General features: G+C 48.7%; 16 protein-coding genes. 7 read left to right on the top strand and 9 right to left on the bottom strand.

Translation table 11 applies throughout. The features are described from left to right. Positions 1-40: 40 nt before the first annotated feature. The 4 genes from P6910_RS08740 to pheS form a co-directional block, all read right to left on the bottom strand. Positions 41-409: a MerR family transcriptional regulator gene (locus tag P6910_RS08740; RefSeq protein ID WP_317145885.1), complete on the bottom strand. Its 369-nt coding sequence runs from the start codon at positions 407-409 to the stop codon at positions 41-43. Further along, on the bottom strand, positions 381-692 hold the full coding sequence (gene ihfA / locus P6910_RS08735) for an integration host factor subunit alpha (protein ID WP_317145884.1): 312 nt from the start codon (positions 690-692) through the stop codon (positions 381-383). The genes P6910_RS08740 and ihfA overlap by 29 nt, the downstream gene beginning before the upstream one ends. An 89-nt stretch (positions 693-781) precedes the next feature. Continuing rightward, entirely contained in the window at positions 782-3,178 is a 2,397-nt protein-coding gene (gene pheT, locus P6910_RS08730; protein ID WP_317145883.1) for a phenylalanine--tRNA ligase subunit beta, read from the bottom strand. Positions 3,179-3,222: 44 nt separating this feature from the next. Beyond that, positions 3,223-4,251 carry a phenylalanine--tRNA ligase subunit alpha gene (pheS, locus tag P6910_RS08725; RefSeq protein ID WP_317145882.1) on the bottom strand — a complete coding sequence of 343 codons (1,029 nt, stop codon included), beginning with the start codon at positions 4,249-4,251 and terminating at the stop codon, positions 3,223-3,225. 278 nt (positions 4,252-4,529) lie between these two features. On the opposite strand from pheS, the gene P6910_RS08720 reads away from it, so the two are divergent. Further along, positions 4,530-5,246 (top strand): hypothetical protein, encoded by a 717-nt coding sequence (locus P6910_RS08720; protein WP_317145881.1) that lies wholly within the window; start codon positions 4,530-4,532, stop codon positions 5,244-5,246. Positions 5,247-5,403: 157 nt separating this feature from the next. On the opposite strand, the gene P6910_RS08715 is transcribed toward P6910_RS08720, so the two are convergent. Both P6910_RS08715 and P6910_RS08710 read right to left on the bottom strand, forming a co-directional pair. Then, a complete protein-coding gene (locus tag P6910_RS08715) occupies positions 5,404-7,587 on the bottom strand; it encodes an ATP-binding protein (RefSeq protein ID WP_317145880.1) in 2,184 nt (727 codons plus the stop codon). Positions 7,588-8,265: 678 nt separating this feature from the next. Then, entirely contained in the window at positions 8,266-8,907 is a 642-nt protein-coding gene (locus P6910_RS08710) for a hypothetical protein (protein ID WP_317145879.1), read from the bottom strand. Positions 8,908-9,082: 175 nt separating this feature from the next. Here P6910_RS08710 and thiS point away from each other — a divergent pair, with 175 nt between their 5' ends. From thiS to smrA, 6 genes are all read left to right on the top strand, one after another. After that, entirely contained in the window at positions 9,083-9,283 is a 201-nt protein-coding gene (thiS, locus tag P6910_RS08705; RefSeq protein WP_317145878.1) for a sulfur carrier protein ThiS, read from the top strand. Between the two features lie 24 nt (positions 9,284-9,307). Beyond that, entirely contained in the window at positions 9,308-10,108 is an 801-nt protein-coding gene (locus P6910_RS08700) for a thiazole synthase (RefSeq protein ID WP_317145877.1), read from the top strand. Beyond that, positions 10,108-11,223 (top strand): 2-iminoacetate synthase ThiH, encoded by a 1,116-nt coding sequence (gene thiH / locus P6910_RS08695; RefSeq protein ID WP_317145876.1) that lies wholly within the window; start codon positions 10,108-10,110, stop codon positions 11,221-11,223. Before P6910_RS08700 ends, thiH begins: the two co-directional genes overlap by 1 nt. 161 nt (positions 11,224-11,384) lie before the next feature. Next, a complete protein-coding gene (locus P6910_RS08690) occupies positions 11,385-11,843 on the top strand; it encodes a type III secretion system chaperone (protein WP_317145875.1) in 459 nt (152 codons plus the stop codon). Beyond that, positions 11,840-12,802, top strand: coding sequence for a hypothetical protein (locus tag P6910_RS08685; protein ID WP_317145874.1), 963 nt, complete (start codon positions 11,840-11,842; stop codon positions 12,800-12,802). The genes P6910_RS08690 and P6910_RS08685 overlap by 4 nt, the downstream gene beginning before the upstream one ends. Before the next feature lie 144 nt (positions 12,803-12,946). Then, the gene (smrA, locus tag P6910_RS08680) at positions 12,947-13,525 is read left to right on the top strand and encodes a DNA endonuclease SmrA (protein ID WP_317145873.1); all 579 of its coding nucleotides are present in this window, start codon (positions 12,947-12,949) and stop codon (positions 13,523-13,525) included. Positions 13,526-13,595: 70 nt separating this feature from the next. Here smrA and rplT read toward each other — a convergent pair whose 3' ends face one another. From rplT to infC, 3 genes are all read right to left on the bottom strand, one after another. Continuing rightward, positions 13,596-13,952, bottom strand: a complete 357-nt coding sequence (rplT, locus tag P6910_RS08675; protein WP_257254376.1) for a 50S ribosomal protein L20 — start codon at positions 13,950-13,952, stop codon at positions 13,596-13,598. A 35-nt stretch (positions 13,953-13,987) separates the two neighbouring features. Then, positions 13,988-14,179: a 50S ribosomal protein L35 gene (gene rpmI / locus P6910_RS08670; protein WP_034837404.1), complete on the bottom strand. Its 192-nt coding sequence runs from the start codon at positions 14,177-14,179 to the stop codon at positions 13,988-13,990. Positions 14,180-14,379: 200 nt separating this feature from the next. Next, the gene (gene infC / locus P6910_RS08665) at positions 14,380-14,922 is read right to left on the bottom strand and encodes a translation initiation factor IF-3 (protein WP_252180580.1); all 543 of its coding nucleotides are present in this window, start codon (positions 14,920-14,922) and stop codon (positions 14,380-14,382) included. Between the last annotated feature and the right edge of the window lie 81 nt (positions 14,923-15,003).

The following is a 15,003-nucleotide window of genomic DNA, read 5'->3' as shown; positions in this document are numbered from 1 at the left end:
TTATACCGGCATCCGCCGGTATTTTTTTATCTGCATATTCTTACTTGGAAGGAATCCCATCCAGCGCATCGACAACATCCTCCAGCTCAGCAATGGTTTGCCGGATCAGTTGTTTGTACTGGGAAGCGTCCAGCTTCTGCACTTCGCCCTTGAGATGATTTCGGGCGCCGTCAATGGTAAAACGCTTGTCGTAGAGCAAACTGCGAATTTGCCGGATAAGCAGCACATCCTGTCGCCGGTAGTAACGACGGTTCCCGCGCCTGACCGGTTTTAGCTGCGAAAACTCCTGTTCCCAGTATCGCAGGACATGGGATTTGACCTGACACAAGTCGCTGACCTCACCGATGGTGAAGTAACGCTTGCCGGGAATAACAGGGAGATCACTCTTCCTGAGCTCTGTTTCCTGCATAAGCCTCGACTCGTGACCTGAGTTTCTGACCAGGCTTGAAAGTCACCACCCTGCGAGGAGAGATAGGAACCTCTTCGCCGGTTTTGGGGTTTCGGCCGGGCCGCTGACTTTTGTCTCGCAGTTCAAAATTACCGAAGCCGGATAACTTGACCTGTTCATTATTCTCTAATGCCTGACGGATCTGTTCGAAAAACTGCTCGACCATATCCTTGGCTTCGCGCTTGTTCAAACCGAGTTCTTCGTGCAGACGCTCGGCTATATCAGCTTTCGTCAGAGCTCCCATGGATAACTTCCGCTCTCTTATAACCAGGCCAGCGAACTGTCGAGCCTGCTCAGAAAACAGGCCCGATACAGGGCGCTCGCATTGGCTGATTAGCTTCGGAGACTGGCACCAAATTCCGATCCCAGCCGACTTACAATGCTGTCAATCAAGTGATTAACTTCTTCGTCTTTTAGAGTGCGGGAAGCGTGCTGCAAGGTCAAGCCCAAAGCAAGACTCTTATGACCTTCCGCAATGCCTTTTCCGGCATAAACATCAAAAACACGAACACCTTTCAACAGTTCAGAGGCTTCTTCCCGAATAACCCGGTTAAGACTGTCAGCAGCCACTTCTTGCCTGACAAGCAAGGCCAGATCACGACGGACTTCAGGGAATCTGGACAATGGTGTGAACTCTGTCACTTTACCCTGACTCACCGCCTCAAGGCTGGCTTCAAACATGATTACTGCACTATTCAGGCCCAACGCTTTCGCCAGGTTTGGATGCAAAGCACCTATGTGACCAATCACCTTGTCATCACGGACCAGCGCTGCACACTGACCAGGGTGCATGGCATCATGACTCTTACCCGCCTCCGGGCTGCTTTTTTCGAAACGGAACGCTCCTCCGGCACCACCCAGCTCCAGCAGAGCTTCCACATCCCCTTTCAGGTCGAAGAAGTCAACGGGCTCCGCTTTGATCGCCCAGCTTTCAGGGTAGCGACTGCCTGTAATCACGGCAGCAATCTGGTTTTCCTGCCTCAGAGTGTCGCCTTCACGAACAAACGTCTGACCGGTTTCGAACAGACGAACACGGCTCTGCTGACGATTCAGGTTGTAGCTGACCGTTTTAACCAAGCCCGGCAGCAAGGATGTTCGCATGACAGAAAGATCGCTGGCGATGGGGTTCGCCAGGGCGACAGGCTCACGGCCGGGATCAAACAGCTGATGCAGTTTCGGATCAATAAAGCTGAAGGAGACCGCTTCCTGATAGCCACGACCGACCAGAATACGACGAATGTCTGATTCTTTAACTCTGTTTTCATCCACCTGTTTGAGCTTCAGCAGGGCCGTTGGGATGGTTTCTGGCAGTCGCTCATAGCCGTAAATACGACCCAGCTCTTCCACCAGATCTTCTTCTATGGAGATGTCAAAACGCCAGCTTGGAACTGAAACGGTCCACTCACCTTCGGCAATAGAACTCATCTCCAGACCCAGTCGTGTCAGCAGAGCTTCAATCAGGTCATTCTCGATGGTAATGCCCAGCAAAGAAGCCACTTTTTCAGCTCTCAGCTTCACCGTGCTCAGTTCAGGCAGGTTGTCTTCGCTCACTGCCTCGGCAACAGGACCGGGCTGACCACCGCAGATTTCCAGAATCAGGGCGGTTGCTCTCTCAATGGCCTTACGCTGCAACCGGAAGTCCACACCACGCTCAAAGCGGTGGGAAGCGTCGGTGTGCAGTCCGTAGGAACGGGCTTTACCGGCAATGGTAATGGGATCAAAGAAAGCCGCTTCCAGCAGGACGTTACGGGTAGTTTGTGAGACACCGGAGCCTTCTCCGCCCATCACACCGGCAATACCCAGAGCCTGCTGCTCATCGGCAATGACCAGAGTCCCGGTATTCATGGTAACTTCCTGTCCGTCCAGCAGAACCAGCTTCTCCTGCTCGTGAGCCATGCGAACAATCAGGGAACCCTTCAGGGTATCCAGATCATAACCGTGCATAGGCTGACCCAGTTCCAGCATGACATAAGCGGTCACATCGACAACGGGATCAATGGAACGAATACCGGAACGACGCAGGCGCTCAACCATCCACAGAGGGGTAGGTTGCGTGACATCAACATCTTTCAGGACCCGGGTCAGGAATCGTGGGGCGCCTTCTTTGGATTCAACAGCCACCTTAAAAGTGTCGTCAATCGCCGTAGCTACCGGATCAACCTGAACTTCGCTGACATCAGCCAGGAAGTTCGCACTGACTTCGCGAGCCAGGCCCGCAATGCTTAAACAGTCACCTCGGTTTGGCGTCAGGTCAACATCAATAATCCTGTCATCAAGGTTCAGGTACTCCCGGATATCCTGACCTACAGTAGCACCCGCTGGCAGCTCCATCAGGCCGTCTGAAGATTCAGCCATGCCCAACTCTTCTTCCGCACACAGCATGCCGAAAGATTCAACACCGCGCAGTTTGGCTTTCTTGATTTTGAAATTGCCCGGCAGAACGGAACCGACTGTTGCAAAAGGCACACGAATACCAACACGGGCATTAGGCGCACCACAAACCACCTGAAACTCTTCCGATCCTGTACTGACACGGGTGACACGCAATTTGTCAGCATCCGGATGTTGTTCACAGGCAACAATTTCACCCACAACCACACCGGAAAACTCACCCGCTACCGGATCAACGTCGTCCACTTCCAGACCAGCCATGGTGATCTTATCTACCAGCTCCTGAGTGTCCGCTTCCAGGGCAACCCACTGACGTAACCATTGTTCACTGAATTTCATAGACTTTTCTCAACTCCGTTATTCGATCTGATCGCCGGAAACCGTTAATTGAACTGGCTCAGGAAGCGCAGGTCATTATCAAAGAACTGACGTAAATCGTTTACGCCGTAACGGAGCATGGCAAAACGCTCAACCCCCAGACCGAAGGCAAAGCCTGTGTACTTGTTGGTATCAATACCGGAGTATTCAAAGACTTTCGGATGGACCATACCGCAGCCCAGAACCTCCAGCCACTTGATGGAACCGTCTTCATTGCGTCCCCACTCAATGTCCACTTCTGCAGAAGGCTCAGTGAACGGGAAGTAGGAAGGACGAAAGCGGACTTTCAGGTCGTCACGCTCAAAGAACACTCTCAGGAAGTCACTGAGAACACTCTTCAGGTCAGCGAAGCTGACTTTCTCGGCCACATAAAGACCTTCGACCTGGTGAAACATCGGGCTGTGGGTCTGGTCGGAATCGCAACGGTACACCTTGCCCGGGCAAACAATGGCAATAGGCGGTTTCTCACCGGCCTTGCTCAGGGCTTCCATGACACGCACCTGAACCGGAGAAGTGTGGGTTCTCAGAACGGTGCTGTCATTGAAGTAAAAAGTATCGTGCATGGCACGGGCCGGGTGATGACCGGGAATATTCAACGCTTCAAAGTTGTGGTAATCGTCTTCGATTTCGGGCCCCTGGGCCACTTCAAAGCCGATGTTGCCAAAGTAATCGGTGATGCGCTCCATGGTGCGGGTAACTGGGTGAACCGTCCCCAGGTTCTGACTACGGCCGGACAGGGTGACATCAATGGTTTCACTGGCCAGGCGAGCTTCCAGAGCCACTTTCTCCAGACCTTCACGTTTCACATCCAGGGCAGCCTGAACCTGCTGCTTGGCTTCGTTAATAAAGCCGCCCGCCTTCGGACGTTCTTCCGGAGACAGTTTGCCCAGACCTTTCAACAGCTGGGTCAGCTCGCCTTTTTTGCCAAGAAACCGTACCCGAACCTGGTCCAGATCAGCGGCATTGGCAGCTGACTCAACTTCCGCCAGGGCAGAGACGACTATAGGTGAAACAAGTGTTTCCAGATTCTCCATGGGATTCCTGATAACCGATGCGTAGAGAAAATAAACCGCCAATTCTAGCGGTTGAGGAAGGGTTTGAATAGATATAATACTCAGCCATACAGAATCGAATATTTCTGGCTTATCGGACAGGTGCTCTGCAAGGCACAACGGCGGGAGCATTGCGAGCTATGTGACCGGAGTTGCAACGCAGCACGTCTTGCATTCCACCCGGCGCATTCTATAGTGTTACCTCCGGCAAACAATGGGCCAGAAAATACGATTTCATAGGATTGAGTACTTACTTTGTTATGAAAACTATTTCAACTTTTCTATTATTTTTGCTCTTTTCCAAAAATGCTTCCGGTGTTTACCTTGCCAGCAAGGGATCGATACAACACAATCTCGCATTTAAAAGTCCCACATCTTCCTCAATTACTCATTTAACAGAGTTAAAAACTTTAGCCTTGGCTATACCTCTTGGAGTAATGTCATTCACTTTTTTGACAACTGGATCAAGGAATGTGGCAGAAGGAAGGCAAAACCAAAACTTGGTGAGAAATTTATTTTTCCTTTCGTTGGGATTTATTGGTCTATCAGGTGCTAAATCAAATTATATCAAAAAAGAGGAGAGTGCTTGTTCTTTCCTTGATAAACTGAGGCAAGGCGTTTTGAGTGATCATTATTTTGGCGAAAATCCGACGAAATATTGTTATGCAAGCACGAACATAATGGCTATCAATGCATGTATATTTCATGAGCAGCATTTATTATTAAATCGGTCAAATTTACAGGAGAAAAATCAACAAAAAATTAAGACGTACAGAAAAATCATACTTTCAGAGCGAGATGAGTCAGTCTACTCAGCTGGTTTTCTTAATGGTGAGTTTATTATCACCAAACTACCTCCAAGTTTTTTTTGGGAGTTAGAACATTCACATTTATATTTAATTTTCAATAGGCAACGAGGTTACACAATTATTTCAGCTGATCAAAATAACGAAGCCTGGATATGCCCCTATTACTAAAAAGTTCGCACATAACGAATGGTACCAGTTCGATCCTCTGGCACCATCATGACTGCACTGTGGACAACCCTGCCTTTTTGTTAAGCCGGTGTCTTTTGCCAATTTATCGACAGGCTTTGTTCCCAACAAACGCTCCCGGCAAACGTTGCTGCTTGAGCTAGTTCTGTAGTCCGGATTCCGCAAAGTCCGGGAACATATGCTCTAGCCGCTCTCCGATACGGACCTCCCCATCTAGAAGTTGAAGAAATTTTAAATAATCCATTACAGCTTCCAAGAATAATATGCGGTCATTGGTTTTCACTACCAGTTTCAAGCCTTCGTCGTGTACTTTCTGAACAACATTTAAGAACTGCTTGATCCAAGGATTACTAAAAGTAATATCACACTCCATAAAAACAGCCTGATGCCCTGTTTTGGATAAATGGTTGAAATAGAATTTCGGGCTTACAAATTCTGTTCCGGGTAATTCGGGAGGGCCCACCCGGCGGATCTGTTCGGCTGGAATACTGAGTACTCTGGCCATTTCGTCTATTGATACGGCGTGCTCAGTGATCACTCCTGCCGCATTACGGCCTTGATACTGACCCAGTTGCGATATTGCATCAGCAGCCAGTACATCAGGGCTGTGCCACCATTGGGAACGGCAACTGTCTCCCTGCAAATCACTAAGGTAAAGAAAATTATGGGCGTACCTGGTAAAGGGATCGATATCGCCAAGGAGTCCAGCTTTGACAGGAATATGATGATTTGAACTGACCATGATAGCTTTCTTGGCAGTCATCACATGTTTCATTGTTCTTGCCAGAAGTTGTTTGCTAAAGTGACCGCCGTTAGCATCATCGATTACCACCAAATCTTTACCGGCAAGCATCTCCCTGATCTTGCTATCCCATTCATTTTCATTACCCTGGAAGCACTGATACAGTTCACCTGCCTTATCTGCGTCCAGATACAGGGTGTTGACACCATAGTCGGCTGCTTTTTTGGCAACAGCCACACAAAGATGTGTTTTTCCTAGTCCCGGTGATCCGGTCAGGAATAGTCCCATGGGCTTTTTATACGAGGCTCCACCCTGATTATTAATCACAGCATGCGTGAACTTCAGGGCCGTCTCATGCATCAGTTCCTGCTGTGTTGAGCGGGGTATGAATTGATCTATATCAGCATCAAGATTTTCAGCATGGATACGTGACACCTGATGCACTGGCTTTGGTTCCATAGCCGGAGTGACAGACAAAAGCGGTTGACGATGCCAGACTTGATCGCACTCTGACAAAAAATATTCCCAAGGCTCATTATTAAAGCGAGCCGCGATAATGATACCACCAATAGGGTGGTCATAGGGCAGGATATCGTCGGCCCGCTCAGTGTAGCTCGATTTCCCTTCTTTAATGGCAAGGATTGTCTCAGGGCCCTGTGGTTTATTGTAGCCATCAATCAGTATTTTTTTGACCTGATCGTAGGTTTTCGGTTCATCAAATTCACCCGGACCAAACCCCAGATAGAGATTCTGTCCGCTGCTGTTTTGCCCGGTGCATACCAGATTGTAACCGACAGCATGACCAGTTGCGTGCTTCAAATCGTAGCCTTTTACCCCCTGAATATAGAGGATATCACCTTTTTTTATATTCAGCTCTGACTGCCCATTGCTCCCTGAGCCTTTGTAAAACTCAAGATAATCAAACAGACGATAGAGAGGGTTGCTATACTTGACCCGGTTTACATATTCACCCTTTGTGAAGAATGCCGTAACCTGGGAGATGTGACTGAAAAGGTCGACTGGAATTCTGAACCTTGAGATCGGTGCACCAAAGATGCGGTCGAATTCTTCGGTGCCAATAATGGTTTCAATGGCCCGATACTGACAGGCCGAAAGAGTCGTTGCACAGTCTGCAATGGTGGGGCCATGAAAAAAAGCATTCAGACACTCACTTGGTTTATGCCCATTATCCATTGCTACAAAGTTATACCTGTTCGCCGTGTCAAAATATTCCGGCAGTGAGTGCTTCCCGAGGTATGAACTTTTTGACAGACCGGGAATTTCGTGAGTCCGATAATCCTCAGGATAAAAAATACCCAGACGTTTTTTTTCTACTTGGGTCCGATATTTCTTAATACAAAAATTATCCTGAAATGGTTCTTCTCCTGCTTCAGAATCTTCCACTCGACGCTGAAAGCTTGTCTCAACTGAGTCCCGATCAACGTAGGATGTGTTACTGAGCTGGAGCCAGTAAATTGTATTCTCGGCGAACTGCTCAGCCACGGACTTGGTGCTGAGACTTTTCGGAAAGGGTTTGTAAGTGGGGGTTATCTGACGTATAGAGTTGAGATGATCGTTCAAAGTAACAGTATCATCGTCCGAGACATTATTTGAAACTGATTTCTTCTCATCACCTGATAGCAAAGATGATACGCGCCTGGACAAAACAGGTTTATGTATCGGTTTCTCTTCGTGCTCGATATCGATTGCAGTTAAAGCTAGCGAATCTGAAGAATCAAATCGCACAGGTGATACACACCTTGAAGGGTTAACCGAAAATTTTCTCGTGGAACTTTCGTCAAGATCCAATTTAGTATATTTAACATCCTCTGCTCTGGGCTGAAAATATGTGCCGGGTTGAAAGCCTTCAGGTTTAATATCCATATTTCTTATCCTCCATTCACATAGGCTTGCCGTTAATACCTTCTTGAAGTCAGCTCATTTAGTCAGCATATTCAATCCTGCCTGACAGTATTTCAGGTCATCTCAGGAGAACGTGCGAATTATATGATACTGAAACTATCGTCTTAATATCTTTGACAACCAGGAAATGATTTAGTTCATTGCCAAATGGAGGTACCCGTTTCAGGAACTTGAAACATGATCTACTAAATATCGCATCAGGTCAGACCTAACCTTTTGATCAAGCTCGCCTTTTTTGCCAAGGAGCCTTGCCCGACCTGGTCCAGATCAGCGGCATTGGCAGCTGACTCAACTTCAGCCAGGGCAGAGACGTTGCTGGGATTTAAAACTTTTCATCTACCTGGATTTTGAATAAAGGGCATCGCAATGAAATATATTCTTTTTTCCCGGGAACTGCGAGCTTGGCTGAACCAATATAAAAAACAAGCCAGTCCCTAGCTCATAGCCATTCAATTCTCTGTTTAATGCACTAACAAAGCGAGAAAGCTTACGCTGGCTCATTGATAAATAGTCTTTTTCCTCTACTTCCAAGCCTGCTCCACAGTGTATCTGGTCATGATAAGTGCTAAAAACTTTTATTGTTGATGGCCAGGCATCCGAAGTAATCAGTTGACTCCCGGAGAATTTTTTATCGAAGATATACTGCACCGAAAAAACAGCATCCTCCGGGGTTGCAACATAACCATTTGAAAACAATTCATTTCGAATTAACGCAGAAACACGTTCTGGAGTAGAACACCTTTTATTCAAAGCCTGTGGCAGGTTATCCTCAATGTAAGCCTTAAATGAATCCGATAACGGCAAGCTGTTCGTCTTAACCGTTATTAGTGAATCTGGGTAACATACCGATGTATCCGCATAACATACCGATGCAGCCAGGAAAGCTAAAGCGGTTACTATTTTTCTGAAAACCATATCTAGCCTCAAGTCATTGCATATAGATTCACTGTGTGACCAGTTTTTCAGTTTTAAGTTCAATATTCTCGTCTCTGACCCTATCAACTAACCCATAAGCCCTGCTATGACAAGTCTCGCTATGCCGCTCAAAAAAGCTGACCGAGATCAGAAGAACGGCTCCTGACTGCCCCCCATTTATCCGGAGAAGAATTTGCTTTAAACTTCCCCCTGTTTTCAAAACCTCCCAGAATGATCTATGCAATTTTTTGTTAATGACCAGCCCCTGAGCCTTGAGGCCCCTCTGACGCTCGAGCGGCTGCTGGAACAGATCAATCAGGCTGAAAAGGGCGTGGCACTTGCGGTCAATCAAGAGATCGTCAGTCGCTCCCAATGGCCCCGTAGAAAAGTAGAAGAAGGTGACCGTATCACCCTGATCAAGGCTACCGCAGGTGGCTGATAGCGCGCAGAAATCGCACTTGGAATGACCGACAATTTATCGAACTACAGGGCTGGTATGCTGACCATTGCTGATAGAACCTTCCATTCTCGCCTGTTTACCGGTACCGGGAAATTCAATAACAGCCAGACCATGGCTGAAGCCATCAAGGCTTCACAGAGCGAACTGGTCACCATGGCACTTAAGCGAGTGGATCTGAATGACGATCAGGATGACATTCTCTCCCCCCTGATTGAAGCAGGCGTTAACCTGCTACCTAATACTTCCGGTGCCCGCGACGCCAGAGAAGCCGTGTATGCAGCCCAGCTGGCCAGAGAAGCTCTGCAGACCAACTGGCTAAAACTGGAAATTCACCCGGACCCTAAATATTTACTGCCTGACCCCATTGAAACACTAAAAGCCTGCGGAGAACTTGTCGAACTGGGATTTGTTGTTCTACCTTATGTTCACGCTGACCCGGTCTTGTGCAAGAGGCTGGAAGAAGCCGGTGCCGCTGCGGTTATGCCTCTCGGGGCACCCATTGGCAGCAATCTGGGCCTGAAAACCGAGGAGTTTCTGAACATTATCATCGAGCAGAGTCAGGTCCCTGTGGTGGTAGATGCCGGTATTGGCAGCCCTTCCGATGCCGCTAAAGCAATGGAAATCGGAGCTGACGCCGTACTGGTGAATACAGCCATTGCTGTTTCAAATGACCCGGTAGCCATGGGTATAGCTTTCAAGGAAGCCGTGATAGCGGGCAGGCGAGCTTACGAGGCTGGCCTCGGAATACGTTCACATCAGGCTCAGGCAAGCAGCCCACTGACTGCATTTCTGGAAGACTTTTAATGTCATTTGTAAACGCATTTAACCAGTTAAACTGGGATGAAATCAGGATGAGCATCCTGAGTAAAACCGCTGCGGATGTCGAACATGCCCTGTCCGTCCGCAGACTGGCTCATGATCAGTTTCTGTCTCTCATCTCTCCTGCGGCTGAACCTTACCTGGAACAGATGGCACAGAAAAGCATGGCACTCACCCGCCAGCGCTTTGGCAATACAGTACAGATGTATATCCCCTTATACCTGTCCAACAAGTGCACCAACATCTGTACCTACTGTGGTTTCAGCCTCGACAACAAAATCCGGCGCAAAACCCTGAGCATGGAAGAGCTGGACCGGGAACTGAAAGCCATCAAGGCCATGGGGTTTGATCATATCCTGCTGGTGACTGGCGAAGCCCAGGGTACGGTGGGCACCGAATATTTCAAAACCGTACTGGACAAAGTCAGACTGCACTTTTCCCACATTACACTGGAAGTACAACCCCTGGAACAGAGCGAATACGAAGAGTTGATGGCACTGGGGCTGGACGCCGTTCTGGTTTATCAGGAGACCTACAATCGCCCGGCCTATGAGAAATACCATCTGAGAGGCAGCAAGATGGATTTCGACTATCGCCTGGAAACCGCGGACAGACTCGGCAAGGCCGGCATCGACAAGATTGGTGTGGGTGCCCTTATTGGTCTGGAAGACTGGCGTACGGATTCCGCCATGGTAGCCGCACACCTCGACTATCTGGAAAAGACCTACTGGAAAACCCGTTACTCCATCTCTTTTCCCAGATTGCGCCCCTGCGAAGGTGAGTTCCAGCCTATTTCCATTATTTCAGACAAACAACTGGTTCAGCTGATCTGCGCTTACCGTCTGTTTAAACCGCAAGCGGAACTGTCACTGTCCACTCGAGAGTCAGAATCGTTCAGAGATAATGTACTGCCTCTGGGTATTACCACTATGAGCGCTTTCTCAAGCACTCAACCTGGTGGTTATGCCGATGGTGCCGTTGAATCCCTGGAACAATTCGCCATCGACGACAACCGTCGTCCTGAAGTGGTTGCTGCTGCGATCAAATCAAAAGGTCTGGAACCGGTCTGGAAGGACTGGGATCGCAGTTATAGCCACTGACCGAAGTCATCTTGATGACCTGATTGTCGGGCCTGGTCATCAAGACAGGCTCTGGCAACCTCATGATACAGAACCCTTCCGTTACACAGTTCAAAGCACTCTTCAATTTCCTGCATCCCAGCCGAAGCAAAAAATAATGAATAACTTCGGACAGCCTGATCATGATTGAGCCTTACGAACAATTTAAAGAGTTTTTGAAGAACTTTGGTGAACATATTGGTCATGACCTGACCACAGAAGACAACATCTGCGCTCTGGCAGACGAGAACGATGAGACCGCAGTGATCATAGAGTTACCTGAGAACAGTGATCTTTTACTGCTGCACCGCATGCTGACACCCATGCCTACAGATCCTGAGCTACAGGCCGCCAGAGCAATGCAGCTGTTGTCTCTCAACGGAGCCCCGGACAAGCTCAAAGGTGCCTGGTTTTATACGGACCAGGATGGAATGGGTTTGCACCTTATGACCAGCCACCCTGTCGGCAGTCTGACCCACGAGACATTCAAAAACCTGGTGCTTGGCTACATAGAGCTCGCCAACACGTTAACCCGGGAACTGAAAGAAGAAGAGCAGGAGCTTGTTTACGACTCATCACCTGCTGGGGGGATAGTATTATGAGAGGGGTCTTTATTGGAGCGGGTTTATCTGCAAGAAGATACGCAGAAGATAACAGCAGAAGTGAAGATACTCAAAAGTCCGATTTAAAACCAAAAACACCCGTAGCTCCTTATTATTTTGGAAATTTTCCTTCATTAACCAACCCCTGGCAACATCACGTAGGGACTCTTACTCCGGATAAGGGCACTCCCAGAAATAACTGGCGAATGGGTGAAGCTATGGCTGTCGAGGCAAGGATTGCCGCTTACCCTTACAAAAAGTCCATAGGCGACTGGGGATTAAAAGACAAAAAGATCCTGAATGAACTTAAGTCCTGGGATACTGACCGCCGTCTCGCCCTGGATGCTGGCAAAGCAGCCGGATTATCCACCAAAGGATCCGAAGGCTGTGTGTTCGACAAGAAAACCGGACTCACTGCCTATATTCTTCGTAACCCCAAAACCAGTCCTCCCGAAGTTCGCATTGTTTTTGGCAGCTGGGATGCCCTGAAAAAACCGGATGAGCTTTCTCATACTGGAAGGTTCAAAAAAGCATTCACTCTCATCCGCTGGGTACGAAATCTGAGAAACGCAAGGCGAAAAACTGTGCCTGAAAGTTACCAGCAAGCCAGCAAGCTCACTAAGCAGGTTCAGAACCTGATGAAGAAAAACAGTGCCTTTAAAGGCTGGACTCTGAAATTATCGGGCTACGAAAAAGGCGGGGCTCAGGCGGCTTACGCAGCGGTTTCACAAGATAAGGTTTTACCTGCCAGATGCTTTTCCAGTGAATACATGAGCAGCCATATTATTAACTCTCTGGACAAGGAAAAACGGCAGGCCGCCGATGTCATCCACTACCAACCTGTGGAAAACGAGTTCGTATGGAATCTGGAAAAGCATGACACGTTTTTCCAAAATAAAGTCATAGGAAAACCTGTTGCTATGTATGCCTTGAATTATGAAAAAACGAATTTCCTCTGACTTCAGGTTTAGGGAAAAAGTCGCTTAAAGCAGCTATAGTTCCCCGGATACACAAAAACAGGTACTATCAAAATTCATTGAGGTGTATCGTCAAACTTCCAGACCGTCGAGCACCTCTGACCCTTCTACGACAAGTACAAAGCCATGAGTTACGACGACCAGGATCTGTTCCTCCAGGAAATGGAGGGAGTGGCTCCCCTGAAAAGCCGCGCCAAAGCGAACCTCAAGAAGCATCAGACAGCGACTCCCGGTCAGGCCCTGAGAAGGAAGGCAGCCCAGACTGAGTTGAATGACCCTAATTTTTTATCTCTGGATAACCCGAAAAGAGTCCAGCCTTACGATCACCTGGAATATAAGCGCTCCGGTGTTCAGGAAGGTGTTTTCAAGAAAATGAGACTGGGCAAATACGCCATTGAAGCCAGACTCGACCTGCATAATCACACAGCGGCTGAGGCTCGCAAAGCGGTTTTTGACTTCATCAACGACTGCCAGCAACACGAGCTTCGCTCACTCATCATCAATCACGGCCTGGGCTTAAACAGCACCCCCCCCGCCATCATTAAAAGCTACGTCAATACCTGGCTGCGGGAAATGGACCAGGTGCTCTGCTTTCATACCGCATTGAAGTTTCACGGCGGCTCTGCGGCCTTGTACGTGGTGCTGAGAAAGAGTGAAAGAAAAAAGCTGGAAAACCGGGAGCGCCACTCCAAACGCACCGCCTGATTCTGACCCATCAAAATAAAACGGGGTTATGGAAAACCATAACCCCGTTAAAAACTGGTATGAATCAGACTCAAGCCAGAGAAGCTTTAGCCTTTTCAACCAGCTGACCGAAAACGGCCTTGTCGTGAACAGCCAGATCAGCCAGAACCTTTCGGTCGATTTCGATCGCAGACTTCTTCAGGCCCGCAATGAAACGACTGTAGGACAGACCGTTGGTACGCGCACCGGCGTTGATACGGGCAATCCATAGAGCACGGAACTGACGTTTACGCTGACGACGGTCGCGGTAAGCGTACTGACCGGCTTTGGTTACAGCCTGTTTGGCTACGCGGAATACACGTGAACGTGCTCCGTAGTAACCTTTGGCGGCCTTAAGAACTTTCTTGTGGCGCTTGCGCGCGATTACACCACGTTTTACACGTGCCATGAGCTAACTCTCCGAAAAAATGATCTAAAAAGCGATTAGTCGCGCAGCATACGCTTAACGAGACCCTGGTCAGCAGGTGTTACCATGGAGGTACCACGCAGCTGACGCTTACGCTTGGTGGTCATCTTGGTCAGGATGTGACTCTTGAAGGCACCCTTACGCTTGTAACCGCTAGCCGTTTTCTTGAAACGCTTGGCGGCACCACTGTTGGTTTTCATTTTTGGCATGAAAAAGCACTCCGCATTCGCGACCACCTACCCCTTCTCATCTTGAGAGCGGCGCCCATTTCAGGGCCAGGAGGTGTCGGGATATTAAAAATAAAAGCGACTGTCGTTCAATCCGGAAGAACATTTTCTTTATAGAAAAGCCTCATCCAGAACACGAAAAACCGGCCACTGATGCAGTGACCGGTTTTTTCATACTCAAATCACTTCTTCTTTTTCGGGGCAATAACCATGATCAGTTGACGACCTTCCATCTTTGGACGCTGTTCAACGGTACCGATCTCTTCCAGATCTTTTTCAACCCGGTTCATCAGTTCCATGCCCAGCTGCTGGTGAGCCATCTCACGACCACGGTAGCGAAGTGATACCTTCGCCTTGTTGCCCTCTGTCAGGAAACGTACCAGGTTGCGCAGTTTTACCTGGTAATCCCCTTCCTCTGTGCCCGGGCGAAACTTGACTTCTTTCACCTGGGTCTGAACCTGTTTCTTCTTGGCTGCGGCTTTCTGCTTCTTTTGCTCGTACTGATGCTTGCCGTAGTCAAGGATCTTACAGACTGGCGGTTCGCTGGTTGCATTAATTTCAACCAGATCCAGCCCTGCTTCCTGGGCCATGGACAAAGCGTCACGGGTATCGACCACCCCTACCTGAGAGCCATCGGCTCCAATCAGTCGGACTTCTTTGGCACGGATATTCTCATTAATCGGCGCCTTCTGCGGGCGACGATCGCGGAAGCTGTTACGTCTGATGGGTGTATCTCCTGTAAAGGCAGCCTGTGCGATAGGGCTTGTCGACGCTTAACATTAAGATCGACAAGCCCGTTACAGATT

The organism is Endozoicomonas sp. 8E (genome assembly GCF_032883915.1).
Lineage (GTDB): Bacteria > Pseudomonadota > Gammaproteobacteria > Pseudomonadales > Endozoicomonadaceae > Endozoicomonas_A.
The sequence above is the reverse complement of the archived record's forward strand: the minus strand, read 5'-3'. Positions and strand labels throughout refer to the sequence as shown.